This is a genomic window from Cereibacter ovatus, assembly GCF_900207575.1.
Taxonomy (GTDB): Bacteria; Pseudomonadota; Alphaproteobacteria; order Rhodobacterales; family Rhodobacteraceae; genus Cereibacter_A; species Cereibacter_A ovatus.
Genome location: NZ_OAOQ01000023.1, coordinates 18,569 through 41,243, shown reverse-complemented (window position 1 = coordinate 41,243; position 22,675 = coordinate 18,569). Strand labels below are relative to the sequence as shown.

General features: G+C 68.0%; 24 protein-coding genes and 4 pseudogenes. 21 read left to right on the top strand and 7 right to left on the bottom strand.

The annotated features are described in order from the left end of the window. The first annotated feature begins 138 nt into the window (after positions 1-138). From epsE to CRO07_RS16360, 6 genes and pseudogenes are all read left to right on the top strand, one after another. On the top strand, positions 139-1,341 hold the full coding sequence (gene epsE, locus CRO07_RS16385; protein WP_097031731.1) for an exopolysaccharide biosynthesis GT4 family glycosyltransferase EpsE: 1,203 nt from the start codon (positions 139-141) through the stop codon (positions 1,339-1,341). Positions 1,342-1,514: 173 nt separating this feature from the next. Beyond that, the gene (locus tag CRO07_RS16380) at positions 1,515-2,423 is read left to right on the top strand and encodes an ExeA family protein (RefSeq protein WP_097031730.1); all 909 of its coding nucleotides are present in this window, start codon (positions 1,515-1,517) and stop codon (positions 2,421-2,423) included. A 191-nt stretch (positions 2,424-2,614) separates the two neighbouring features. Further along, positions 2,615-3,655 (top strand): quinolinate synthase NadA, encoded by a 1,041-nt coding sequence (gene nadA / locus CRO07_RS16375; protein ID WP_097031729.1) that lies wholly within the window; start codon positions 2,615-2,617, stop codon positions 3,653-3,655. After that, complete coding sequence (locus CRO07_RS16370) at positions 3,639-5,210, top strand: L-aspartate oxidase (protein WP_097031728.1); 1,572 nt, start codon at positions 3,639-3,641, stop codon at positions 5,208-5,210. Before nadA ends, CRO07_RS16370 begins: the two co-directional genes overlap by 17 nt. Before the next feature lie 9 nt (positions 5,211-5,219). Further along, positions 5,220-6,062, top strand: coding sequence for a carboxylating nicotinate-nucleotide diphosphorylase (gene nadC / locus CRO07_RS16365; protein WP_097031727.1), 843 nt, complete (start codon positions 5,220-5,222; stop codon positions 6,060-6,062). Between the two features lie 262 nt (positions 6,063-6,324). Next, positions 6,325-6,711 (top strand): annotated as a pseudogene (locus CRO07_RS16360) (mannonate dehydratase); the annotation flags it as partial. Between the two features lie 125 nt (positions 6,712-6,836). On the opposite strand, the gene CRO07_RS18500 reads toward CRO07_RS16360, so the two are convergent. Beyond that, positions 6,837-7,073: a hypothetical protein gene (locus CRO07_RS18500; protein ID WP_141400092.1), complete on the bottom strand. Its 237-nt coding sequence runs from the start codon at positions 7,071-7,073 to the stop codon at positions 6,837-6,839. Here CRO07_RS18500 and CRO07_RS16355 point away from each other — a divergent pair. Further along, a complete protein-coding gene (locus tag CRO07_RS16355; protein ID WP_097031725.1) occupies positions 7,066-7,632 on the top strand; it encodes a hypothetical protein in 567 nt (188 codons plus the stop codon). The two genes, CRO07_RS18500 and CRO07_RS16355, sit on opposite strands and share 8 nt — an antisense overlap. Positions 7,633-7,695: 63 nt before the next feature. Here CRO07_RS16355 and CRO07_RS16350 read toward each other — a convergent pair whose 3' ends face one another. Then, complete coding sequence (locus CRO07_RS16350) at positions 7,696-7,992, bottom strand: hypothetical protein (RefSeq protein WP_097031724.1); 297 nt, start codon at positions 7,990-7,992, stop codon at positions 7,696-7,698. Positions 7,993-8,158: 166 nt separating this feature from the next. Here CRO07_RS16350 and CRO07_RS16345 point away from each other — a divergent pair, with 166 nt between their 5' ends. Together CRO07_RS16345 and CRO07_RS16340 are read left to right on the top strand one after the other, a co-directional pair. Beyond that, the gene (locus tag CRO07_RS16345; RefSeq protein WP_097031723.1) at positions 8,159-9,463 is read left to right on the top strand and encodes a hemolysin family protein; all 1,305 of its coding nucleotides are present in this window, start codon (positions 8,159-8,161) and stop codon (positions 9,461-9,463) included. A 59-nt stretch (positions 9,464-9,522) separates the two neighbouring features. After that, positions 9,523-10,056: a TIGR00645 family protein gene (locus CRO07_RS16340; protein ID WP_097031722.1), complete on the top strand. Its 534-nt coding sequence runs from the start codon at positions 9,523-9,525 to the stop codon at positions 10,054-10,056. A gap of 152 nt (positions 10,057-10,208) precedes the next feature. On the opposite strand, the gene CRO07_RS16335 is transcribed toward CRO07_RS16340, so the two are convergent. After that, the gene (locus CRO07_RS16335; protein ID WP_328589357.1) at positions 10,209-10,505 is read right to left on the bottom strand and encodes a hypothetical protein; all 297 of its coding nucleotides are present in this window, start codon (positions 10,503-10,505) and stop codon (positions 10,209-10,211) included. Between the two features lie 140 nt (positions 10,506-10,645). Between CRO07_RS16335 and CRO07_RS16330 the strand changes: the two genes are divergently transcribed. Both CRO07_RS16330 and CRO07_RS19220 read left to right on the top strand, forming a co-directional pair. Continuing rightward, positions 10,646-11,122: a hypothetical protein gene (locus tag CRO07_RS16330; protein WP_097031721.1), complete on the top strand. Its 477-nt coding sequence runs from the start codon at positions 10,646-10,648 to the stop codon at positions 11,120-11,122. A 73-nt stretch (positions 11,123-11,195) separates the two neighbouring features. After that, a pseudogene (locus CRO07_RS19220) lies at positions 11,196-11,330 on the top strand (IS110 family transposase); the annotation flags it as partial. Positions 11,331-11,460: 130 nt separating this feature from the next. Here the strand turns inward: CRO07_RS19220 and CRO07_RS18805 are convergent. From CRO07_RS18805 to modA, 3 genes are read right to left on the bottom strand one after another with little or no spacing between them, the layout of a single operon-like run. Continuing rightward, complete coding sequence (locus CRO07_RS18805; protein ID WP_176504611.1) at positions 11,461-11,829, bottom strand: hypothetical protein; 369 nt, start codon at positions 11,827-11,829, stop codon at positions 11,461-11,463. Continuing rightward, positions 11,814-12,410, bottom strand: a complete 597-nt coding sequence (modB, locus tag CRO07_RS16315) for a molybdate ABC transporter permease subunit (RefSeq protein WP_235841065.1) — start codon at positions 12,408-12,410, stop codon at positions 11,814-11,816. Before modB ends, CRO07_RS18805 begins: the two co-directional genes overlap by 16 nt. A 3-nt stretch (positions 12,411-12,413) precedes the next feature. Beyond that, positions 12,414-13,178: a molybdate ABC transporter substrate-binding protein gene (gene modA, locus CRO07_RS16310; protein WP_176504610.1), complete on the bottom strand. Its 765-nt coding sequence runs from the start codon at positions 13,176-13,178 to the stop codon at positions 12,414-12,416. Between the two features lie 247 nt (positions 13,179-13,425). On the opposite strand from modA, the pseudogene CRO07_RS16300 reads away from it, so the two are divergent. Further along, positions 13,426-13,974: pseudogene (locus CRO07_RS16300) on the top strand (IS5/IS1182 family transposase); the annotation flags it as partial. Here the strand turns inward: CRO07_RS16300 and CRO07_RS16295 are convergent. Next, positions 13,916-15,181 carry a PAS domain S-box protein gene (locus tag CRO07_RS16295; RefSeq protein WP_141400091.1) on the bottom strand — a complete coding sequence of 422 codons (1,266 nt, stop codon included), beginning with the start codon at positions 15,179-15,181 and terminating at the stop codon, positions 13,916-13,918. The pseudogene CRO07_RS16300 and the gene CRO07_RS16295 sit on opposite strands and share 59 nt — an antisense overlap. A gap of 147 nt (positions 15,182-15,328) precedes the next feature. On the opposite strand from CRO07_RS16295, the gene CRO07_RS16290 reads away from it, so the two are divergent. The 9 genes and pseudogenes from CRO07_RS16290 (at position 15,329) to CRO07_RS16255 (ending at position 22,670) form a co-directional block, all read left to right on the top strand. Beyond that, positions 15,329-15,787, top strand: coding sequence for a hypothetical protein (locus CRO07_RS16290; RefSeq protein WP_097031718.1), 459 nt, complete (start codon positions 15,329-15,331; stop codon positions 15,785-15,787). Positions 15,788-15,839: 52 nt separating this feature from the next. Beyond that, the gene (locus CRO07_RS16285) at positions 15,840-16,436 is read left to right on the top strand and encodes a TetR/AcrR family transcriptional regulator (protein WP_097031717.1); all 597 of its coding nucleotides are present in this window, start codon (positions 15,840-15,842) and stop codon (positions 16,434-16,436) included. A 3-nt stretch (positions 16,437-16,439) separates the two neighbouring features. Continuing rightward, positions 16,440-17,582 carry an efflux RND transporter periplasmic adaptor subunit gene (locus CRO07_RS16280; protein ID WP_097031716.1) on the top strand — a complete coding sequence of 381 codons (1,143 nt, stop codon included), beginning with the start codon at positions 16,440-16,442 and terminating at the stop codon, positions 17,580-17,582. Then, a complete protein-coding gene (locus CRO07_RS16275; RefSeq protein ID WP_097031715.1) occupies positions 17,579-18,712 on the top strand; it encodes an ABC transporter permease in 1,134 nt (377 codons plus the stop codon). Before CRO07_RS16280 ends, CRO07_RS16275 begins: the two co-directional genes overlap by 4 nt. Before the next feature lies 1 nt (position 18,713). Next, the gene (locus CRO07_RS16270; protein WP_097031714.1) at positions 18,714-19,406 is read left to right on the top strand and encodes an ABC transporter ATP-binding protein; all 693 of its coding nucleotides are present in this window, start codon (positions 18,714-18,716) and stop codon (positions 19,404-19,406) included. A 243-nt stretch (positions 19,407-19,649) separates the two neighbouring features. Next, a pseudogene (locus CRO07_RS16265) lies at positions 19,650-20,277 on the top strand (IS110 family transposase). Between the two features lie 898 nt (positions 20,278-21,175). Beyond that, the gene (locus CRO07_RS16260) at positions 21,176-21,958 is read left to right on the top strand and encodes a GHMP family kinase ATP-binding protein (RefSeq protein ID WP_097031713.1); all 783 of its coding nucleotides are present in this window, start codon (positions 21,176-21,178) and stop codon (positions 21,956-21,958) included. Continuing rightward, on the top strand, positions 21,955-22,110 hold the full coding sequence (locus CRO07_RS18800; protein ID WP_176504609.1) for a hypothetical protein: 156 nt from the start codon (positions 21,955-21,957) through the stop codon (positions 22,108-22,110). Before CRO07_RS16260 ends, CRO07_RS18800 begins: the two co-directional genes overlap by 4 nt. Next, complete coding sequence (locus tag CRO07_RS16255) at positions 22,107-22,670, top strand: D-sedoheptulose-7-phosphate isomerase (RefSeq protein ID WP_097031712.1); 564 nt, start codon at positions 22,107-22,109, stop codon at positions 22,668-22,670. Before CRO07_RS18800 ends, CRO07_RS16255 begins: the two co-directional genes overlap by 4 nt. The last annotated feature ends 5 nt before the right edge of the window (positions 22,671-22,675 follow it).

The following is a 22,675-nucleotide window of genomic DNA, read 5'->3' as shown; positions in this document are numbered from 1 at the left end:
GAACCGATGCCCCGGCGCGGCCTTCTGCATGGTCCTGTCGCCTGAAATTGCGCCAGTGGCGGGCACTTGGCGTTCTCGTCTCGCCTTCCCGTGTGGTGTCGTTATGATGATATCGTCCTTGTTTCGCGGGTGCGCTCCATGACCCAGACGCCGAAAGCGATCGCCTATCTGGTCCCCGAATTTCCCGGCCAGACCCATGCCTTCTTCTGGCGCGAGATCCGCGCCCTTGAAGAGGCCGGAGCACGGGTGGGTCTGTTTTCGACCCGAAGGCCCGCCCCCGATGCCTGTCCGCATGACTTCGCCCCCCTTGCCGTGGTGCGCACGCGCTATCTGTTCCCGCCCGGGCTGCGCGTGGTGGCCCGGCTGGCGCTGCGGCCTTTGCGGGTGCTGCGGGCGGGGGCCTATGTGCTGGGGCTGTCGGAAACCCCGCTGCGCCAGCGGTTGAAACTTCTGGGCTTGATCGGGTCGGCCTCGGCGCTGGGGTTGGCCTGCCGGCGAAAGGGCTATTGCCATGTCCATATCCATTCCTGCGCCAATGCCGCGCATCTGGGGGCCTTGGCGCATATTCTGGACCGTCTGCCCTACAGCCTGACGCTGCACGGCGATCTTCCGGTCTATGGTGCCGACCATCGGGCCAAGATGGCGCGGGCGCGCTTTGTCAGCGTGGTGACGCGGCCCCTGGCTGCGCAGATCGCGGGCCTTGATCCGCATATCCGCGCCCCGGTGATCTGGATGGGGGTCGACGTCGAGCGGTTCTGCCCGCCCGAAGGCGGACGCATCCGCCCGCCGGGGGCGCCGCTTGATGTCGTGACGGTGGCGCGGCTGAACCGCACCAAGGGCCATGTCCATCTGCTTGAGGCGCTGGCCCGGCTGAAGGCCGCGGGCATCCCCTTTCGCTACCGTATCGCCGGCGAGGGGCCAGAGCGTCTGGCCATCGAAGCACGCATCGCACGGTTGGGGCTGGAGAACGAGGTGCACCTTCTGGGCACACAGTCCGAGGCGCAGGTTCTGGCCTTGCTGCAATCGGCCGATGTGCTGGCGCTGACCTCGTTCGGCGCGGGCGAGGCCGCGCCGGTGACGGTGATGGAGGCGATGGCGACCGGCTTGCCGGTGATCGCCTCGGTGATCGGCGGCACCCCCGACATGATCGAGGATGGCGTGGACGGCATCCTTGTCCCGCAGCAGGACGAGGCGGCGCTCGCCGCGGCCCTGCGCCGTCTGGCGGAAGATCCCGCGCTTTGCCAGCGGATCGGCGCGGCCGCGCGCCGGACGGCGCTGACGCGCTTTGACCACCGCACCCAGGCGAGGGCGTTGCTTGACGAGCTGTCACGCCCGATCTGACCCCTGCCCCGTCTGACCCCTGCCCGATCCCATCGTCCGCGCCGGTGCCGCCCGGTCGAAGCCCGGTCATGCCCGCCCCTCAGGTGGCCGGTTTTTCATGAAAATCCCTGCCATTGGCCCAACAATGGCCCGATTCCCGGCCCAGCAAGGTCAAGCCTTGCAGGGGATGGAACATGCGCACCGCTCTGGACATCTACACCGGCTTCTTCGGTCTTCGCGAACGGCCGTTCTCGCTGGTGCCCGATCCGGCCTTCCTGTTCTGGTCCGCCCCGCACCGCGCCGCCTTCGCCATGCTGGATTACGGCATCCTGACCCGCGCGCCGATCACGCTGATCACCGGCGAGGTGGGGGCGGGCAAGACCACGCTGATACAGCACCTGCTGGCATCGCTGGGGGATGATGTGGTGGTGGGGCTGGTCTCGAATGCGCAGGGCGACCGGGGCGAGCTGTTGCGCTGGGTGCTGATGGCCTTTGGCGAGACCGCGCCGCAGGGGGCGGATTATGTCGCGCTGTTCGCCCGGTTCCAGGCCTTCCTGATCGAACGCTATGCCGAGGGCCGCCGCACCATCCTGATCTTCGACGAGGCGCAGAACCTCAGCCGCGAGTCGCTGGAAGAATTGCGGATGCTGACCAACATCAACTCGGGCAAGGACGAGCTTGTGCAACTGGTGCTGGTGGGCCAGCCCGAGTTGCGCGACACCATCCGCCGCCCCGATCTGGTGCAGTTCGCCCAGAGGGTTTCGGCCAGCTATCACCTGCCCGCGCTGGATGGGCGGACCATCCAGGATTACGTCGCGCATCGGATGGCGGTGGCGGGGGCCGAACGGCCGGTGTTCCAGCATGCCGCGGTCGAGGCGATCCAGGCCGCGACGGGCGGCATCCCGCGGCTGGTGAACCAGTTGTGCGATTTCGCGCTGGTCTATGCCTATTCCCGCGACGAACCCGAGGTCGGCGCCGATCTGGTGCGGCAAGTGCTGGATGACGGGGTGTTTTTCGCCGGCGGCCGTCCCCCGGCCGCGATCCGGGTGCTGAAGCCGCGGCCGATACGGGTGATGGACTGGCCGCTGGACGCGGCGGGATAAGGCCCCGTCCGGGCAGCGCCGGTCGCATCGTCCCAGTCGCGACAGGTCATGCCTGATGCGCCCCGGCGCGGGCGGCACCGATTTGCCGCAGCGCGGCGAAAGGCCCGGGGGCGGGGGGACGGTTGCTCCGGTCGGGGTTCTCCTGTAGCCAGCGCCGGCCCAATCCCCCCGTGTCCCGCGAGCGTTCCGCCATGCCCGACCCGACCGACCTGCGCGCCGTCCTTGATGCTGCCTATGATCTTGCGCCGTCGCTGGCCAAGGCGGAAGCCACCCGCGACATCCATGCCCGCATGGCCCGCGTCGTGCCCTTTGCCGACTGGGCGCGGTTTGCGCCCTATGTCATCGAGATCAACCGCCTGAAGGCCGAACGCAACGCGGTGGTCTTGGCGCACAACTACATGACGCCCGAGATCTTCCACGGGATCGCCGACCATGTGGGCGACAGCCTGCAACTGGCGATCAGGGCCACCGAAGTCGCGGCCGAAGTGATCGTGCAATGCGGCGTGCATTTCATGGCCGAGACCTCGAAGGTGCTGAACCCCGGAAAGACCGTGCTGATGCCCGACATGGGGGCGGGCTGTTCGCTGGCGTCCTCGATCACCGCGGCGGATGTGGCGACGATGCGGGCGCGCTATCCGGGCGCGCCGGTGGTCAGCTATGTCAACACCACCGCCGAGGTGAAGGCGGCGTCGGACATCTGCTGCACCTCGTCGAACGCGGTGAAGATCGTCGAGGCGATGGAAAGCGATACCGTCATCATGACGCCCGACCAGTATCTGGCCCGCAACACCGCGGCGCAGACCAACAAGCGCATCGTCTGGTGGGAAGGCGCCTGCATCGTCCATGAACAATACACTGCGGGCGAGCTGCGCGACTACCGCCGCCTTGATCCGGGCGTGGCGATCATTGCCCATCCCGAATGCCCGCCCGAGGTGGTGGCCGAGGCGGATTACACCGGCTCGACCGGGGGGATCATCGACTGGGTGACCACCCACCGCCCGGCCAAGGCGCTGTTGGTGACGGAATGTTCCATGGCCTCGAACATCGCCGATGCGCTGCCGGATGTGGAGTTCGCCAAGCCCTGCAACCTCTGCCCCTACATGAAGATGATCACACTCGAGAAGGTGCTTTACAGCCTTCACACCATGACCGGCGCGGTCGAGGTGGCGCCCGATCTGGCCGAAGGCGCCCGGCGGGCCGTGCAGCGGATGATCGATGTCAGCCGCGGCTGAGGCGCCGGGGACCGGGCAGGCGATCGATACCGGCCGGGTGATCGTCGTCGGCGCCGGCATCGCCGGGCTTTACGCGGCGCTGCATCTGGTGCCGCAGCCGGTGCTGGTGATCTCACCCGAACCGCTGGGCGAGGGGGCAAGCTCCGCCTGGGCGCAGGGCGGCATCGCCGCCGCGATGGGCCCCGGCGACAGCCCGGCCGATCATGCCGCCGACACGGTGCGCGCGGGCGCGGGCACCGTGGTCGAGGCGGTGGCGGCCTCGGTCACCGCCGAGGCGCGGGACCATATACTGGACCTGACCGGCCGCGGCGCGCCCTTCGACCGCGATGCGCAGGGCGGCTATGTGCTGTCGCGCGAGGCGGCGCATTCGCGGCCGCGCGTGGTGCGGGTGAAGGGCGATCAGGCCGGGCGCGAGATCATGGCGACCCTGGTGGCCGAGGTGCGGCGGACGCCCTCGATCCAGGTGCTGGAAGGCGTTGCGGCCACCGGGCTTGCGGTCGAGGCGGGGCGGGTCATCGGCGTCACGGTGACCGCTGCCGACGGCCACAGCGGTCCGGTCACGCTGCGCGGGACGGCCGTCCTGCTGGCGGGCGGCGGCGCGGCGGGGCTTTATGCGCAGACCACCAACCCGGCCCGGGTCCGGGGGCAGGCGCTGGGGATGGCCGCGCGGGCCGGTGCGGTGGTGGCGGATGCCGAATTCGTGCAGTTCCACCCCACCGCCATTGCCACCGGCGAAGACCCGGCGCCGCTGGCGACCGAGGCGCTGCGCGGCGAGGGCGCGGCTCTGATCGACCGCGACGGCCGCCGTTTCATGGTCGCGCTGCACCCCGATGCCGAACTTGCCCCCCGCGACGTGGTGGCCCGCGCGGTCTTTGCCGCCGAGCGGGCGGGGCTGCGGCCGGCGCTCGATACCCGCGCCTGTCTGGGGGCGGCGATCGATGCGCACTTCCCCGAGGTCGCCTCGGCCTGTCGTCGCGCCGGCATCGATCCGGTGACCGGGCCGATCCCGGTCACGGCGGCCGCGCATTACCATATGGGCGGGGTCGAGGTGACGGGGCCGGGCCGGTCCAGCCTTCCCGGCCTGTGGGTGGTGGGCGAGGCCAGCGCCACGGGCCTGCATGGCGCGAACCGGCTGGCCTCGAACGGGCTGCTTGAGGCGCTGGTCTATGCCCGCCGGGCGGCGGCCGACATCGCGGGCGGGCTGGGGGCGGTGCGGAAGGTGGCGCCGGTGGCGCTGACCCTGCCGCCGGGGGGCCGGCCTGTCGATCCCGCGGCGGTGGCGGCGCTGCGCCGGCTGATGTCGGATCATGTCGGCGTGTTGCGCAGCGCCGAAGGGCTGACAACCGCGCTGCGCGCCATCGCCGCGCTGGAGCAGGCCCACCCCACGCCCGCCTTCCTGAACATGACCGCCGCCGCCACGCTGATCGCGGCGGCGGCGTTGCTGCGGCGGGACTCTCGCGGCGGCCATTTCCGCGAGGATTTTCCCGATCCCGGCGCGGCCACCCGTTCGCGCCTGACGCTGGCCGAGGCGCTGGCGCTCCGCGACAGTCTGTGAAGGTGACCCATGACCCCGTTTCCCGATCTTCTGCTTGAACCCCTGGTCCGGGCCGCGCTGGCCGAGGATCTTGGCCCCTGGGGCGATGTCACCACCCGCGCGGTGATCCCCGCGGGCACCACCTGCCGCGCGCGTCTGGCGGCGCGCGAGGCGGGTGTGGTCTCGGGGATGCAAGTGGCGGCGCTGGCCTTCCGACTGGTGGACCCCGCCTTGCGCGTGAGCCTGCACCGCCCCGACGGCAGCCGCTGCATCGCCGGCGAGGTGCTGATGGAAATCGAAGGGGACGCCGCCGCGATCCTGTCGGCCGAGCGGGTGGCGTTGAACTTCGCCGGCCGGCTGTCGGGCATCGCCACGCTGACGGCGGGCTTCGTGGCCGAAACGGCGGGCACCGCCACCCGCATCACCTGCACCCGCAAGACCACGCCCGGCCTGCGCATCGTCGAAAAGCTGGCGGTGCTGCATGGCGGCGGCTTCAGCCACCGCTTCGGGCTGAGCGACGCGATGCTGATCAAGGACAACCATATCGCCGCGGCGGGCGGCATCCGCCCCGCGCTTGCGGCGGCGCGGGCCGCGGCCTCGCACATGATGCGGATCGAGATCGAGGTGGACCGGCTGGACCAGCTGGCCGAGGTGTTGGATCAGGGCGGCGCCGATGTCGTGTTGCTCGACAACATGGATACGGCCACGCTGACCGAGGCGGTGCGGATGGTGGCAGGGCGGCTGGTGACCGAAGCCTCGGGCAACATGGGCCTTTCGCGCATCGCCGAAGTGGCGGCGACCGGGGTGGATTACATCTCGTCCGGGGCGCTGACCCATTCGGCGCGGACGCTGGATCTGGGGCTGGATTTCTGATGGATCGCCAGCGGGAGGGGGCGGTTTGCGAGGCCTGCCGCGGCGGGGGGCTTCACGCCCCCCGGACCCGCCCCCGGGGCGGGTCTCCCCCCGTGGGATATTTGGGCCAGAATGAAACGGCCAGGTCGTGGCGATGGTCCGGTGCGGAGGCTTCGACGCCTGGATCAACGGGCCCTTGTCGGGCATCCAGGGGGGCGGGGCCAGGGATGTGGTTTCCGCGCGGCTTTGTCAGTGCGGGGGCGGGGCCCCGGTTTCGTCGAAATGTTCCGGCAGTCCGGGCGCGCGGCCCGACAACGACCTGCCCGGCATGATGGAGTGGCTGGGCGCGCGCGTGCATTTCCTGCATCTGCGCCATGTGGCGCTGGAAGGCACCGAGATCCGCAACTCGTTCTACGAGGCGATGCATCTGGAAGGTGACACCGACATGGTGGCGATGATCGCCGCTGTCCTGAAAGAGGAAGGCCGGCGCAAGGCTGCGGGGCGGGCCGATTGTGCGATCCCGATGCGGCCCGATCACGGGCAGGACATTCTTGACGATCTGGGCCGCAAGGTGCAGCCCGGCTATCCTGCCATCGGCCGCCTGCGTGGCTTGGCCGAGCTGCGCGGCATCCTGACCGCGCTGGATCATCCGCTGGTGGCCGGCGCCTGACCCGGGCATCCGGGGGCCGCATCCTGCGCCCCGGGCAGCCCGGGCAGGATCTTCCATCGCAGCCCGCCTGACACGCACCGGGCGGATATGGATATGTAAAGACAGGCCAGGATCGCACCTTGCGATCAGCCGGGTCGGTGATACCTTGGCCCAGGATATTCTTTTGCCATTTCAGTTTTGCGACGGTCGCCATGATATTTCAATCTCGGAGTCTGCACAGGCCTGCCGGGGTCCTGCGTTTTGCCTTGGATCGCGAATTCCGTATCGTCGTCGGCGTTCTGCACCACGACCTTCGGGCGAGGCAGGCGACCGCCGCCCTTTTCGGGGCATCGTTGCATCGCGATTGCCGTCGCGATGGACATCCTGCATCGTCTTGGTGTCCATGACCTTGGGCTGAATTGGTTTTCGCTGGGCCTGGACCGCTCGGTGCCCGAAATCCTCATGTATGGCCAGACGCTTCTGGCCTCGGTTCTGACCGGGCTGCTGTTCCGGCGAACCGGCCTGCGGGCGTTTCTGGTCCTGTCGGTCCTGTTCGGCTTCGTGCTGCTGGACGATGCGTTCAGCTATCACGAGACTGTCGGCGCGCTTCTGGTGGGGGCGCTTGATCTGCAACCCTGGGGCGGGCTGCGCAATCAGGATCTGGGCGAGTTGCTGGCCTGGGGGCTGGCGGGGCTTGGGATGCTGCCGCTTCTGGGCTGGGGGCTGAAGGGGATGACGGCCCGGGACGGCGCGATCTTCATCCTGTACGGTCTGCTGTTCGGGATGCTTGTCTTCTTTGCCGTCGTGGTCGACATGCTGCATTCGGCTGTCACCTACTGGCCACTCAGACTGATTCTTGCCTGGGCTGAGGATGGCGGCGAAGCCCTGGTGATCGCGGCGATCGCCGCCCTTGCCGTTCTGCAAACCCGCGCGCCCCGGTAGCAAGGCCGGGGCGCGGCGGCGCCAATAAGTGCCGGGGGCCAGCCACAGGGCCGCCGCCCGCCGTCAGATCAGGATCATCGCGACGGCCCACAGCAGGGCCGCCAGTTTGGCCGCAAGGGCACGGGCCTCGGGGCCGGGGTCGCGGGCCGCGCTGCGCCAGACGCCGACAAGCGTCACAAGGATATAGGGGGTCGGCAGGAAATAGACCGTGGCCGCAAGGGCCGTCGGGGCTTCGGCTGCGATCAGCGCAAACGCCGTGACGGTCGCGGTCAGGCTGGCCAGACCGGAATACAGGATCGCATGGCTCCAGAACGCCTGACCAAGGGGAAGATCGCCACGCCAGAGGGCTTGCAACGTCATGAACCGGATCCCTTTGCTGTCGGACGCAGGGTCCGGGCGCCGCAACGGTTCTGGCCGATCCCGGCGCCGGGGGGAAGGGCCTGCGTCCTTCCGTCCGCCGGATGCGAAACCGGCACGCCCCGCCCGGATAATGGACATGCCACCGCCAAACGGGCAAAACAGACCCATGTATATTGAAATTGCCATCGTCCTGCTTCTGACCCTGATCAACGGCCTGCTGGCCATGTCGGAACTGGCCATCGTCTCGGCCCGGCCGGCGCGACTGAAACTGCTGGCCGACCAGCATGTGCCGGGGGCCGCCACCGCGATCAGGCTGGCCGCCGAGCCGGGCCGGTTCCTGTCCAGCGTGCAGATCGGCATCACGCTGGTGGGTGTGCTGTCGGGGGCCTTTTCGGGGGCCACGCTGGGCAGCCGGCTGGCGGCCAGCCTTGCCGGGGCCGGGCTGCCCGTGGCGCTGGCCCAGTCGCTGGGTGTGGGCGTTGTCGTCGTGGCCATCACCTATCTGTCGCTGATCGTGGGCGAACTGGTGCCGAAGCAGATCGCCCTGCGCGCCCCCGAACGGGTCGCCTGCCGGGTCGCGCCGATCATGCGCGCGATCGCGACGGTGGCGGCGCCGCTGGTCTGGCTGCTCGACCGCTCGGGGCGGGGGGTGTTGCGCCTGCTGGGGCAGGGCGGCGCGACCACCCGGACGGTGACCGACGACGAGGTGCGCCTACTGGTTTCCGAGGCCGAAGCCTCGGGGGCGATGCATGCGTCGGAAAGCCGGATGATCTCGGGGGTGATGCGGATGGCCGACCGCACCGCGCGCGGCCTGATGACCCCGCGTCACGAGGTCGAGGTGCTGGATGCCGACAGCACCCGCCCCGAGGCGATGCGCCTTCTTGGCGCCTCGCGCCGGTCGCGCCTGCCGGTGCGCGACGGTGGCCCCGACGACATCATCGGCGTGGTCGCGGCCCGCGACATCGCCAATGCACCGGCCGACGAAGGCTTCGACCTGCGCGCTCTGGTGCAGGACGCGCCGGTGGTCCACGAGAATCAGGGCGCGATCGAGGTGATCGAAAGGTTGCGGGCCACGCCCTCGCACATGGTGCTGGTCTATGACGAATATGGCACCTTCGAGGGGATCGTCACCCCGCTTGACCTGCTTGAGATCATCACCGGCGCCTTTGGCGGCGAGGTGACGGAAGAACCCGTCGTGGTGACACGGTCCGACGGCTCGATGCTGGTCGCGGGCTGGATGCCGGTGGACGAATTCGCCGAGCTTTTGTCGCTGCGCCTGCCCGAGCCGCGCGATCATGCCACGGCGGCCGGTCTCGTGCTCGAGACGCTGGGGCGGATCCCGGTGGTGGGCGACAGCTTCCGCCTCAGCGGCTGGAAGATCGAGGTGCTCGACCTTGACGGGCGCCGCATCGACAAACTGCTGGTGTCGCGGATGCCTGCGGCGCTGCTGCACCGGCAGGGCGACCGTTGACAGCCGGCCCCCGCACGCCCAAGTGGGGGCCGTCGCAGGGACAAGGGAACAGGTGCGGGATGACGGGAAAACGCATGGTGGAACGGAACTTCGAACGCGGGCTGTTCGCGTCGCGCTGGTTGATGGCACCGATGTATCTGGGGCTGGTCGTGTCGCTGGCGATGCTGGTCGTCGTCTTCGCCCGCGAGGTGCTTTACTATGCGCCCCAGACCTTCACCATGTCCTCCGAGGATGCGATCCTGGCGGTGCTGACGCTGGTGGACCTGACGCTGGCGGGGAACCTGCTGCTGATCGTGCTGTTCTCGGGCTATGAATCCTTCGTCTCGAAGATGGATATCGACGACGGCGCCGAGCGGCCGGAATGGATGGGCACGGTGAATTTCTCGGGGCTGAAGCTGAAACTGATCGCCTCGATCGTGGCGATCTCGGGGATTCATCTGCTCAAACGGTTCATGGAGATCGGTGAGCCGGGCATCGAGAGCGCGTTTTCCGAACCGCATCTGCGCTGGCTGGTCATCATTCACCTGACCTTCGTGGTCTCGGGCGTGCTGCTGGCGGCGATGGACTGGATCGCGGCCAAGAGCAAGCACTGAAGGCGGGAAACCGCCTGACCCCCGCTGCCTGCCCGGCCTGCCGTGTCAGGACCGGCGTGCAAAAGGCATGGGCCATTTCCGGCTTTGCCGGTGCGCCGGGCGTTGTTGCAGAACGCCAGCTTGAGGCATAGCGCCCCCTTTCCCCCCGGACGTCAGGCGACGCGGACGATCTCGGCGGTGCCGAGGGCGTTGAAGCGGTTGATGAGCGCGACGCGGATGTGGATTTCTGCGGTCTGGCGGTCGGGGTCCCGCGCCATGATGCGTTCGCCGAAGGCCTTGAGGCATCGCATCTTCGCCTCGATCCGGCTGCGGGCGTGGTATCCTGTCCATCGTTTCCAGAGCGCTCGGCCGAAGTGCCGGGTGGCGCGCAGGGGGCGTTGTTGCAGAACGCCAGCTTGAGGCATCCTAAGATCATCTGGCGCCGCTTTTGCGCGCTTCTGGATTCGCACTACCGGTGCGAGTCTCGTCCGAACCCGTCAACCACCCGGGATGGATGGTAAAGTTGCATGGACATGGTCTTCTTTCCGAAGCAATCGCCGCACATCCCGGGGCAGCGCCGCGCCGCGGTTTCGGGGAGCGGAAGCTGAACATGGACCAGGGCGTTGACTGTATCCCGGCCTTCACGACCGAGGCAACCGAAGGCTCCCGCGTCACATCCTTGTCCGGTTGCGTGATCCGGTCGGTGCCTTCCCCCGTGGAGGGGGGGGATGTTCCGTCCTGGCTCGAGGAACATGGTCGCCCGGCCATTGCTCGCGCGCGCCGGATCCTGCTTCATGTCCGAAACCTGGAATGGGAGAGGCAGTCCTTCGCCCACTACGTCCTGTACCGGATGCCGGTTCCGGGACAGCTTGCCCTGAAGTGGTTTCACGACCGGCCGGTCGAGCGGGCGAAGTATCTGGCTCTTCACAATTCCGGATGCACCGCCCTTTCCATCCTCGCGGCCTCGGGCCTGTTGACGAGGGTAGACCGGGAGCTCGAGGCAGATTTGCGCCGGGGCTTCCGGGATGAAGTCCTGGTCATTCTGGGAAAGATCGTCAGGAAGTACCGGGATGAGGCGCAGGAATAGTCCTTTTCCCGTCGGCCTGCTTCAGGTCGCGATCCGTCCGGGTGATGGCCCGCAGAGCCTTTGACCTGCGTGCGGCGTCCGCCTCGCGAAGCGGGTGGGCACGAAGAAGGCGCAGGTCGCGGTCGCCCGAAAGCTGGCCGTCATCCTGCACTGCATCTGGACCGACGGCACCGTCTTTGAATGGGAGACCGCGAAGACCGCCGCGTGAGCGGCCGCTGAGATCGCGGAGCTGATACCGGGCCTGTGATGTCCCACCGGGACGGTGTCGCGGTGACATCGTTCAATAGGCTGACGCCCAGCGGACGTCGTTCGAAACGTTGAGGTGCCCGGCCCGGACATCAGCATGAGGTCATGACCTCGGAAAGAACCATGCCACCGGCACGGACAGAAAAACAGGCTTGACCCAACCCCGCTGTCAAAGGGCCGATTGACACCGCTGGTTCGTCCGGCTGGGGCAGTGCGCGCTCGTGATAGGCCTCTGCACGCACCCGGTATTGTGCCGCCGCCTCCGAGAGCCGGAGACGCTCGGCCTCCGGGTCGCCGAGGCCGGCCTCGTCGTCCCTCGCGTAATTGTCCGACATCTCGTCGAGAAGTGCCGTGGCGCTCTTGAGGAACAGATCCTCGCTCACCGATCCCGCAATGCCACAGGCACGCCCGCTTGCATTCTCCATGCGCTGGTTGATCCACCGGATCATCTCGTTGGACATTGCAGCGTCTCGACATAGTCGAAGATCTGCACCGACAGCACCTTGGTCTGGCCCGGAATGCCGCCGCCGATCATCAGCACCACGCCGAACTCGCCCACCGTATGGGCAAAGCCGAGGATCGCCCCGGTGAAGATCCCCGGCAGCGCCAGCGGCAGCGCCACGGTGAAGAAGGCATCGAGCGGCGAGGCCCGCAGCGTCGCCGCCACCTCCATCGGGCGCGACCCCATCGCCTCGAAGGCGTTGCGGATCGGGTTGACCACGAAGGGCAGCGAGTAGATCACCGATCCCACCACCAGCCCCTCGAAGGTGAAGGACAGCTTGCGCCCCAGCAGCGCGGTCAGCGGCGAGGCCGGCCCCATCGCGATCAGCAGGTAGAAGCCGAGCACGGTGGGCGGCAGCACGATGGGGAGGGCCACGAGGGTGGCCACGATCTCCTTCCAGAGACCGCCGGCCCGCGACAGCCACCAGGCCAGCGGCGTGCCGACCAGCAGCAGCACCGCCGTCGAGATCACGGCCAGCTTCAGCGTGAGCCAGATCGTCTCGATCATGGCCGCGTCGAACAGCGGTGCTGTCTCCGTCATGGGTCAGTCCTCGAGTGCGTAGCCGTAGCGTTCGATGATCGCGCGCGCCTCGGGCGTCCGCAGGAAGTCAAGAAAGGCGCGGGCGGCCTCGCTCGTCTCGCCCGTCTTCAGCAACACGGCATCCTGCCGGATCGGGGCGTGAAGCTCGGGCGGCACCAGCCAGCGCGAGCCCTTGTCCTCCGCAATCACCTGGCTGAGGGCGACAAACCCCACGGGCGCATTTCCGGTAGCCACGAACTGATGCGCCTGACTGATGCTCTTGCCGGTCACCAGTTTCGGCTCGAGGCTGTCGTACAGCCCCAGCGCCTGCATCGTCTCGACCGCGGCGGCGCCGTAGGGGGCGGCGGCGGGATCGGCGATGGCGACATGGGCGAGGTCGGGGCGGCGCAGCACCGCCTCGGTGCCGTCGATCAGCGCGGGGTCGGCGCTCCACAACACGAGCGTGCCGATCGCATAGGTGAAGCGGGTGCCGGGAACGGCGAACCCCTCGGCCTCGGCCTTCTCCGGGCGCGCCTGATCGGCCGAGAGAAACACCTCGAACGGGGCGCCCTGCGCGATCTGGGTGTAGAACTGCCCCGCGGGGCCGAAGCTGAAGGTGACGGTGTGGCCGGTGGCCGCGGTGAAGGCCGCGGCGAGCTCGGCCGCGGGCTCGGTGAAATTGGCGGCGACGGCGGCCAGCGTCTCGCCCGCACGGGCGGGGGCGGCCAGAAGCGCCGCGGCAAGGGTCGCGGCGAGCGCCGCGCGCAGGGAGTTCAGGCGAAAGTTCACGGGGTTCGTCCTTTTCCGAAGCATCACGGCATCGCCAGAATGACGTGGCTCGCCTTACTGGCCTTGAGGATTTCGCACCCACACCGGCGACACGGTTGGCCGAAATCGCGGGGCGGCCGGTGAATCTGGTGGAATATTCCGTCTCGCACTACCTGCTCGCCCGCGCGCTCGAGAGCGTGGGCCTGTCGGAAGTGGCGGCATCCATGGCCAGATGGACCTTGCGCCATTGGCGCCGGCCCTGCGCCCCATCGATGATGCCGTGTGGGTCCCGACCGCGTTCAGCAAGAACCACGACCGGCTGCTGACGACGGACATCGCGCGGACGTTCCTGTCCGCCATACCCGCCCATCGCGAGATCGCGCCGCTCCTGTCGGACGAGCACTTCTCGGTCGACGGCACGCTCATCAAAGCCTGTGCGTCGATGAAGAGCTTTCAGCCGAAGCCGGAGAAGGCGGCAGAGCCCGGCGACGGTCCCGACGATCCGCCAGCCCCTCTGCCCCCGCCAGCGCTGAACCCGCCGAGATCAAGTCCGACCGCCCCGATGTCCCCGCAGGAACCCCGAACCCGAAATTCCGAGATCGGCTTCCGGGGCAAGAAGCGTTCCAACGCCACCCTCGCCTCGGTCACGGATCCGGAGGCGCAGCTCAACAAGAAGTCTCCCGGGGCCGGCGCGGTGCTGTGCCTCATGGGGCATATCTTGATGGAGAACCGGCACGGCTTCGTGGTGCCGACCGAGGTCATGGAACGTCGGCCCTCGGCCAGACGTGGCGGGCTTCCACGCCTGAACCCTGGATCTGGCGCCCATGGGCCATCGTCTGCGAGAGGTGCTCGCCGAGTTCGTCCTGAAAGGTGTCGAGTTGACCGACGATCTGCCCGAGGGCACCGTCGTTCGCGCGCGTATGTGCGCCCTCCACACGGCACTGCATGCGGATGGCGTCGAGAGCGCTGACGTGGTGGCGCATCTGGGCGAGATGAACCTCAAGGTCGGCAACGTCCCGCAGTGCGCGCTCGTGATAGGCCTCTGCACGCACCCGGTATTGTGCCGCCGCCTCCGAGAGCCGGAGACGCTCGGCCTCCGGGTCGCCGAGGCCGGCCTCGTCGTCCCTCGCGTAATTGTCCGACATCTCGTCGAGAAGTGCCGTGGCGCTCTTGAGGAACAGATCCTCGCTCACCGATCCCGCAATGCCACAGGCACGCCCGCTTGCATTCTCCATGCGCTGGTTGATCCACCGGATCATCTCGTTGGACAACAGCGCGTAGTTGTCTGCGATCGCGCCGAGGGCACGGCCGCGGGTTCCGATCTGTGAGGCCACGATTCGAAGGTTCGTCGTGATGAGGAGCGCCCGGCGGAAGATGGCGCTCATCGCGGTGAGTTCCGCCTCGATGCCGTCCGCGGCCTCCGTCGCCCGCACGGCCTGATCGACATCGGGTGCATAGCCGGAGGTCTGTCCCGCCCGCGCCGTCACCTCGGCCGCAAGAGCCTGCGCCTGAAACGACTTGTAGCCGGAGTATCCGTCCGCCACGAGCCGCGCCCTCAGTCGCGCCGCCCCGTCCGCGGGCGCGAGTCCGTCGGCCTCGGCGGCCAGAAGCTCCGCATAGAGCGCCTTCGCGCGATCGAAGAATGTCGTGCTGGGCTTGATCCGCACGGACAAATACCCGTCCCGGATCGGAACGACGGCCGCGAAGACCCAGTAGGCACGACCATCGAGCGCGCGGTTGCAGACGTAGACGCCGGTGGCCCGACCCGCCTGCAGGCGCTCCCAGAGCAGGTGGAAAGCTGCCTTGGGCATGACGGGATGGCGCACGATCCGGTGCGGAGCGCCGATGAGCCGCGACCCCTCGTATCCGGAGACGCGGCGAAAGACGGAGTTGCCAGCCTGGATGACGCCGCGCCCGTCGGTGCGCGAGAAGAAGATCTCGTCGAAGCCGAAGGGAACTTCGCCTTGCCGGGTTTCTGCGTGCGGCGTCTCGGCCGACCCTTCGGCCACGATGCGCAGGGACATGTGCATTCCTCAGGAGCCGGCCAGGGGGCCGGCATTTCATCTGCTTGGCTCCAACGGCTTCCTGCGACGCTATTTTACGCGACATAATAAACCGTTAAGTTTTGCGGCCTGGCCTCCCGGCACGGCCCCCACGGCTGCGACCAGTCGGTGCTCCTCGCCCAGGTGATGGCGGAGGCGTCTGAGCCGCTGGGCATGGAGACCTGGATCATGTCCAAGGTCTATGGCGGCGCGCCGCTCCCCAACCTCTGTCCGTTCAACGACCGAACAAAGGCGCGGTGGGCCCCGTGGCTGGAGCGTCCACCGCATCGAGCCTGCATCCTTCTGACCGACGGCCTGCTCCACGCCGTCAGCACCCGGCGGACGATCGGTTTCTGCCGCGAAGCCTGCGCGACTGGCGTCAGCATCCTCGGCATCATGGCCGAGGCGCCGAAACTCGGGCCTGCGGGACCATTCGCCCTCCTCCGGCAGGTGGTGGCGCGCTCCGCGATTCCGGATGGCGGATGTCTCGCCCCGCCTTGCGGCGCCGACGCATCGAGCGTGGCGACGGAGGCCCCGCGGGCTCATGTCGTCGGTGATCGGTCCTGTTCCCGTGCAGAACAGGATTGACCTTCACCCGCCACCGTGCAGTAAGTGAGCGATTACTTATTATGGTTGAAGCATGCGAAAGTCGTCGGATCTGCGAAAAGCGGAGATCGTGGACACCGTCCTGAGCCTGGCCGACCGGATCGGGCCTGACCGCGTGACAACCGGCGCCGTGACCGCCGAGATCGGCATTACCCAGGCAGCGCTGTTCCGGCACTTTCCCACGAAGGCGGCGCTGTGGCAGGCCGTGGCGGCTTCTGTTGCCGAGGCCATGACCCGGGCCTGGGATGCGGCGTTGACCGGTCACAGCCTTCCGGTTGACCGGATCAAGGCCGTCATCGCCGCTCAGCTGGAGCGGATTGCAGCCACGCCGGCGCTGCCCATGCTGCTTTTTTCACGTGAGTTGAACGTGGAGAACGCTGAGCTTCGCATGGCCTTCGCTGGCCGACTGATGGCCTTTCATGGACATCTGAGACGCGAGATTGCCGCCGGCCAGCAGCAGAAGGCGCTGCGCACCGACGTGGCGCCGGATGATGCAGCGATGCTCTTGACGTCGCTTGTCCAGGGGGTGGCGATCCGTTGGACGCTCGGGGCACGCGCTTTCCCGATCCGGGATGAAGGGCTGCGGATGCTTGACGTGCAGTTGCGGCTGCTGGCCACGCGGGAGGCATGAACGATGCGCAAGACATGGATCCTGGGAGTGGTCGCGGTGATGGTCCTGGGTGCGGGCACCATGGTGCTGACCAACCGGCCGATCCCGGTGCCAGTGGCGCGGCCGGAAACCGACGTCCCGTTGCGCATCTATGGCTTGGGCACCGTCGAGGCGCGCGTGCTCAGCCGGGTCGGCTTCGAAGTGGGGGCGGCGATGATCTCGCTCTCGGCCGATGCCGGAGACCGGGTGACGAAAGGTCAGGATCTTGCCTCGCTGAATCCGGCCGAACAGGAGGCTCGTGTCGCGCGCGCCAGGGCCGCGGTCGTGGCGAATGCCGCGGCACGGACCAGGGCCGAAGCGGCGGTGATCCGCGCCCGCGCCATGCTGGCGCAGCGAGAGGCGGCAAACGGGCGGCAGCAGGATCTTGCCAGGCGGGATGTCGCCTCGGTTCAGCGTGCCGAAGAGGCCGGACGTGACGAAGCCGTGGCCCGTGCCGACCTGATGGTGGCAGAGGCGGATCTGGCGGTGATCCGCGCGCAAGGCGAGGATGCCGCCGCGGCACTGCGGCTGGAAGAAACGCTTCTTGCGCATCACCGCCTCGTGGCGCCCTATGATGCGGTGGTCGTGGCCCGGCATGTCGAGCCCGGCACGGTGGTCAAGGCGGGTGATCCGATCTTCACCCTGATCGACCCTGCGACGGTCTGGATCCAGGCCTATGTCGACGAAGAGCGCGCCGGCCAGCTGGCCCTGGGCCAGCCCGGCAGCATTCGTCTGCGTTCGCAGCCGGCGTCGGAATTCCACGGCAACATCGCCCGCATCGGCCTGGAGAGTGACAGGGCAAACGAGGAACGCCGGGTCTGGCTTGTTTGCGACGACTGTCCGCAGCCGATGTATCTCGGCGAACAGACCGAGGTCCGCATCCTGACCGGAACGCGCGAGCGTGCCCTGATGGTCCCGGAACTGGCGGTCTCGGGCTATGACGGCTTTCGCGGGACGGTCTGGATCGTGCAGGACGGGCGGCTGGCTCGGGCCGAAGTGACCTTCGGCGCGCGCGACGACCGCGGCCGGATCGAGGTGACGGGCGGACTGCCCGACGGAGCGCAGATCGTGGCGCAGCCTCCGAAAGGCGCCAGGATCGGCCGCCGCGCCATGGAGGCCACACCATGAACCTTGCGATCAAGGATATTCGTCACGGCCTGTTCCGCTTTGTCCTGACCTGCTTCGGCCTTGGGCTGCTGATGACGGTGGTGCTGGCGATGATCGGCATCTACAATGGACTGGTTGCGGATGCGCTGGCGGTGGTCCGCGCCCCTGCCGTCGATGTCTGGGTGGTCGAGGCCGATACCCAGGGACCGTTCGCCGAGGCGTCCGCCATCCCCGCCGACACCCGCGACGCCGTGGCCCGCATGCCCGGCGTGGCCGCGGCGGGTGCCATCACCTACCAGACTGTCGAGGCACCCTACGCCGGCCGCACGCTGCGGCTCTATGTAATCGGGTACCAACCCGGTCGCCCCGGTGGGCCGCAGCGGATTGTTCAGGGCCGCGGGATCGGCACCAGCCATTTCGAACTGGTCGCCGACCGCAAGACCGGACTTGTGCCCGGTGACACGATCCGGCTGGGCCGCAACCGCTTTGCCGTGGTCGGGCTGGTCGAGGGGATGATGAACTCGGGCGGAGATGCGGCGGTGTTCGTGACACTGGCCGACGCGCTGGCCCTGCAGACCGAGCTGGCCCCGGCGGCCGAGCGGGTGCAGGCGGCGCGCGGGGCCGTTCCGGTCAAGACCGCTTCGGTAGCGGCGGTGGTGGCGCAGGTGACCCCGGGCGCCGATGTGGCGTTGCTGACCGACACGGTGCGCCAGTGGAAGCACCTTGCCGCCCTGACCCAGGCCGAACAGGAGGACATCCTGCTCGTCTCGGTGGTGGACAAGGCGCGGCGGCAGATCGGGCTGTTCCTTGGCATCCTGCTGACCGTCAGCGCCGTGGTAATCGCGCTGATCATCTATACCATGACCATGGAGAAGCTGAAGCAGATCGCCACGCTGAAGCTGATCGGCGCACCGGACCGCACCATCGTGGGGCTGATCGTCCAGCAGGCGCTGATCCTTGGCCTCAGCGGCTGGGGCATCGGGCTGACGCTGATCCTGCTGGTCAAGGACAACTTTCCCCGCCGCGTGCTGCTGGAGCCGTTCAATGCCATGATGCTGGCGCTGATCATCTTCGTGGTCTGCCTCCTTGCCTCGGGCCTTGGGGTGCGCGCGGCCATGAAGGTGGATCCGGCCACCGCCCTGGGGGGCTGAGATGGCGCCGGGGGACATCCTGATCGACGTGAAGGGCGTGGCCAAGCATTACGGCGCGGGCGAAACCCGTGTCGATGCGCTGCGCTCGGTGGACCTGCAGGTGCGGGCCGGAGAGGTGATCGCGCTGCTGGGCCCGTCAGGATCCGGCAAAACGACGCTGCTGAACATCATCGGCTGCATCCTCGCCCCTACGGCCGGACAGTTGGCACTGGACGGCGAGACGGTGTTCGATGGGCGATGGCTGCGCGACGATCTGCGGCGCCTGCGGCTGGACAAGATCGGCTTCATCTTTCAGGCACACAACCTGCTGCCCTTTCTGACAGCCGGCGAAAACGTCGCACTGGTGCTGGACCTGGCTGGTGCGCCGGCGGCCATGGGCCAGGCCCGGGCGCGCGAACTGCTGGACTATCTCGAGGTCGGCCATCGCGCCGGGGAAAAGCCGGCGCATCTGTCGGGCGGGGAGGCGCAGCGGGTGGCCATTGCGCGGGCGCTGGCGAACCGGCCCAGGATCATCCTGGCAGATGAGCCGACCGCCGCTCTGGACAGCCAGCGGGCGCAACTGGTGATGGATCTGCTGCGCAAGCTGGCGGCCGAGCAGGAGGCCTGCATCGTGACCGTGACCCATGATGAAAAGATATTCGACCGCTTCGACCGCCTGATCCACCTGCGCGATGGACACCTCGTTCAGACATGATCGGGAGGCTGCTCCCCTCGGCAAAGTCCGCCCGTCGCGATGGACAGGAACTTTGGCTCCAGAGAATGAAGTCGAGCGACTGACTATCCTCATCGATGGGCCCGCCGCAGCATCAGAAGCCACCCGTTGTGTCCGCAAAGGGCCGAAACGGTAGCTCCCGCTCTTAGCCCCCATGAGCGGTGTCGGCAGTCATGCCACGTGGTTTCCTGGCGAACCTGAACCGGTTTGCGAAGGAGAATGCTGATGACGAAGACAACCTACGTCGGGCTGGATGTCCACGCCGACACGATCTCCGTAGCCACTGCAGATGAGGGCCGCGATGGAGAACTCCGGTTTTCCGGGGTGATCCCGAACACAGCCGACGCCGTGCTGCGCCTGACGAAGAGGCTGAAGGCGGCGGGATCGAACCCGGTCTTCTGCTACGAAGCTGGCCCCTGCGGCTATGGCCTGCACCGGCTGCTGACGAAGCTCGGCTTCGAATGCGCCGTCGTGGCGCCGGCGCTCATTCCGCGGCGGGCCGGCAACCGGGTGAAGACCGACCGGCGCGATGCCGAGATGCTCGCCCACCTGTGGCGCGCGGGCGAGTTGACGCCGATCTGGACGCCCGACGAGGAACAGGAGGCGATGCGCGACCTGAGGCCAGCTGGTCCTACCCGCATCCTGCGCGGGAGGCGCACCGTCACCTCAAGCGCGCCGAGCAACTGCCGTCGCACATCGCGACATCGCCTGGAAGGCGCAGACCCGGCTCTGCCAGCGCTACCGCGCCCTCTCGAGGACGGGCAAGCCGTTGCCCCGCGTGCTGACCGCCATCGCGCGTGAGCTGGCGGACTTCATCTGGGCCATCGCCCGCCAGACGCCCCTGCCGGCCTGAACGGCGCCGCAGGCCGCGCCTGTGCAGCATGCTGGAGATGGCGGCCCAAGATCAGGGAGCCGTCGACGTACGTTGGGACAGACATCCGTTCTTAGAGAGAGGCAAGCCCGCATCGGACAGGGTCAGGCGGTAACCAACCCGCGGATGAGAGCGTACTTTTCTGCCCCCTCCGGTATCAGACCCCTCATGGTGATCCCGCCCGTCGATGGACCGGAAGTATTGACATGAACCATGGACGACCGGGTGCCAGATTTCCGGGAGGAGAAACTTTCGGCATGGTCCGACCCGCCGTTTCCAGCGGCTTACCCAAAATCCGGAGACTCCACATCCCGGCCTGCCACGTTGGAGAGCAAAGTCCGGTGCCGGAACGGTGTCATCCGGGCGAAGAAAATCCGGATCGTCCCAGGATCCGCCGAGGCGGCGTTGTTCGTGCCGCGGGAGATCTTCCTTCCATTCGTTGCGCTCCTGGCAGAGCCAGGGGCGTGGCGCGCCAGGAACTCGTTTCGGCACGATCCTGATGCGCGCCTGTGCGCGCCGCCGCTCTGGCCATGCGAGGGGATCGATCTGGGCCCCTTGGCAGTTCGCAGCCGCGTCATGATGGTTCGGGCGCTTGCATCCGACACCCGCATGGGGCTGTGCGTTTCGTGTCGGGGCACCGGATTGTCGATCCCGTGGGGCTTTTCAGGATCCGGTAATAGGGGGTTCACGCCGTCTGCCGGCATTATCGGGCCGGAGACGAGCAACAGCCTGGCCCGGAAAGGCTGCGGACGGACCAGGATCGTCCGGGTTCTGCCGATGCATCCCCCGTGCGCAAAGGTGAAGAGCACGTCCCTGATGCGGAACGGGAACAGCACGTTCGCGTCTCAATGTCACGATCAACCGCTTTGCCCATGCCACGGTGATCCCGCGGCGGGACGGCCGGGTTCATTTCATCGCCGACGATCTGGGCGAAAGCGAAGAGACCGAAGCCGCCCCGTTTCTGCCCTGCGACGAGGGGCTGCGGCTGCACCGTGGGCTCTACAACCGCATCGTGCAGGATTACAACGGCGGCCGGCCCTTGCCGCTGACGCTGATCACCTCGATCGACAGCCCGCGGGGGGCGGGGCTCGGGGCGTCATCCGCCCTGGTCGTGGCCATGCTGGAAGCCTTCCGGGCCTGGCTTGGCCTGCCACTGGGGGAATATGATCTGGCCCATCTGGCCTACCGGATCGAGCGCATCGACCTTGGCATGGCCGGGGGGGCGCAGGACCAGTATGCGGCGGCCTTTGGCGGGTTGAACTTCATGGAATTTGCCGCGGATGGGCATGTGATCGTCAATCCGCTGCCAATCCGCGAGGTGGTGCGCAACGAGCTTGAGACGTTGCTGCTGCTGTATTTCACCGGCGTGTCGCGCTATTCCTCGGACATCATCGAAAAGCAGACCGCCGCGATCTCGGGCGATGTGCCCGATGCGGTCGAAGCACTGCATCTGATGAAGCGCGATGCGCTTGAGATGAAGGCCGCCTTGCTTCGGTCCGATCTCTCGTCGGTAGCGGCGATCCTGCGCCACAGCTGGGAAGCCAAGAAGGCCACCGCGGCGATGGTCAGCTCGGCCGAGATCGACCGGGTGCTTGACGCGGCGCTGGCGGCGGGGGCGCTGGCGGGCAAGATCTCGGGGGCGGGGGGGGGGGCGGCTTCATGATGCTGCTGGCCGATCCGCTGCATCGCGCCGCCGTCATCGAAACGCTGCGGGGATTTGGCGGCGAGGCCGGGCCCTGTTCCTTTTCCAGCGGAGGCTCGACGGGGTGGATGGTTTCCCCCGGGGGCTTTCGCCCGTTCGGAGTCGAACCATGACCCGATGCGCCGCCGACATCCTGGCAGCCCAGGTGGCCAGCTTCTCGCGGATCGCGGGCCTTGCCCCTGAGGTGGACCAGGCCGCCGCCATGGTGACGGCGGCGCTGGCGGCGGGGCATACGGTTCATTTCTGCGGCAATGGCGGCTCGGCTGCCGACGCCCAGCATCTGGCGGCCGAATTCCTCGGCCGGTTTCTGGCCGAGCGCGCGGCCCTGCCGGCCCATGCGCTGACCACGAACAGTTCGACCCTGACCGCGATCGGCAACGACTATGGCTTCGACGAGGTTTTCGCCCGCCAGATCCGTGGCCTGGGGCGCAAGGGCGACGTGCTGGTGGGGTTGTCGACCAGCGGCCGAAGCCGCAACGTGATTGCAGCCTTCGAGGCCGCCCGCCGGATGGGGCTTTCCACCATCGCACTGACCGGGGCGACGGGCGGGCCGCTGGCGCAAGGGGCCGATCTCGCCATCCGGGTGCCCGCGGACGAGACACCGCGGATCCAGGAGATGCATATCGCCGTGGGCCATGCGATCTGCGAACTGGTCGAGGCGGCCCTGGCCTGAACCTT

Bases quoted from the DNA above. Each gene is read 5' to 3' on its own strand.
- epsE (WP_097031731.1), top strand. From the start codon at position 139: ATGACCCAGACGCCGAAAGCGATCGCCTATCTGGTCCCCGAATTTCCC.
- CRO07_RS16380 (WP_097031730.1), top strand. From the start codon at position 1,515: ATGCGCACCGCTCTGGACATCTACACCGGCTTCTTCGGTCTTCGCGAA.
- nadA (WP_097031729.1), top strand. From the start codon at position 2,615: ATGCCCGACCCGACCGACCTGCGCGCCGTCCTTGATGCTGCCTATGAT.
- CRO07_RS16370 (WP_097031728.1), top strand. From the start codon at position 3,639: ATGTCAGCCGCGGCTGAGGCGCCGGGGACCGGGCAGGCGATCGATACC.
- nadC (WP_097031727.1), top strand. From the start codon at position 5,220: ATGACCCCGTTTCCCGATCTTCTGCTTGAACCCCTGGTCCGGGCCGCG.
- CRO07_RS16355 (WP_097031725.1), top strand. From the start codon at position 7,066: ATGGACATCCTGCATCGTCTTGGTGTCCATGACCTTGGGCTGAATTGG.
- CRO07_RS18500 (WP_141400092.1), bottom strand. From the start codon at position 7,073: ATGTCCATCGCGACGGCAATCGCGATGCAACGATGCCCCGAAAAGGGC.
- CRO07_RS16350 (WP_097031724.1), bottom strand. From the start codon at position 7,992: ATGACGTTGCAAGCCCTCTGGCGTGGCGATCTTCCCCTTGGTCAGGCG.
- CRO07_RS16345 (WP_097031723.1), top strand. From the start codon at position 8,159: ATGTATATTGAAATTGCCATCGTCCTGCTTCTGACCCTGATCAACGGC.
- CRO07_RS16340 (WP_097031722.1), top strand. From the start codon at position 9,523: ATGACGGGAAAACGCATGGTGGAACGGAACTTCGAACGCGGGCTGTTC.
- CRO07_RS16330 (WP_097031721.1), top strand. From the start codon at position 10,646: ATGGACCAGGGCGTTGACTGTATCCCGGCCTTCACGACCGAGGCAACC.
- CRO07_RS18805 (WP_176504611.1), bottom strand. From the start codon at position 11,829: ATGTCCAACGAGATGATCCGGTGGATCAACCAGCGCATGGAGAATGCA.
- modB (WP_235841065.1), bottom strand. From the start codon at position 12,410: ATGACGGAGACAGCACCGCTGTTCGACGCGGCCATGATCGAGACGATC.
- CRO07_RS16295 (WP_141400091.1), bottom strand. From the start codon at position 15,181: ATGTCCCTGCGCATCGTGGCCGAAGGGTCGGCCGAGACGCCGCACGCA.
- CRO07_RS16285 (WP_097031717.1), top strand. From the start codon at position 15,840: ATGCGAAAGTCGTCGGATCTGCGAAAAGCGGAGATCGTGGACACCGTC.
- CRO07_RS16280 (WP_097031716.1), top strand. From the start codon at position 16,440: ATGCGCAAGACATGGATCCTGGGAGTGGTCGCGGTGATGGTCCTGGGT.
- CRO07_RS16275 (WP_097031715.1), top strand. From the start codon at position 17,579: ATGAACCTTGCGATCAAGGATATTCGTCACGGCCTGTTCCGCTTTGTC.
- CRO07_RS16270 (WP_097031714.1), top strand. From the start codon at position 18,714: ATGGCGCCGGGGGACATCCTGATCGACGTGAAGGGCGTGGCCAAGCAT.
- CRO07_RS18800 (WP_176504609.1), top strand. From the start codon at position 21,955: ATGATGCTGCTGGCCGATCCGCTGCATCGCGCCGCCGTCATCGAAACG.
- CRO07_RS16255 (WP_097031712.1), top strand. From the start codon at position 22,107: ATGACCCGATGCGCCGCCGACATCCTGGCAGCCCAGGTGGCCAGCTTC.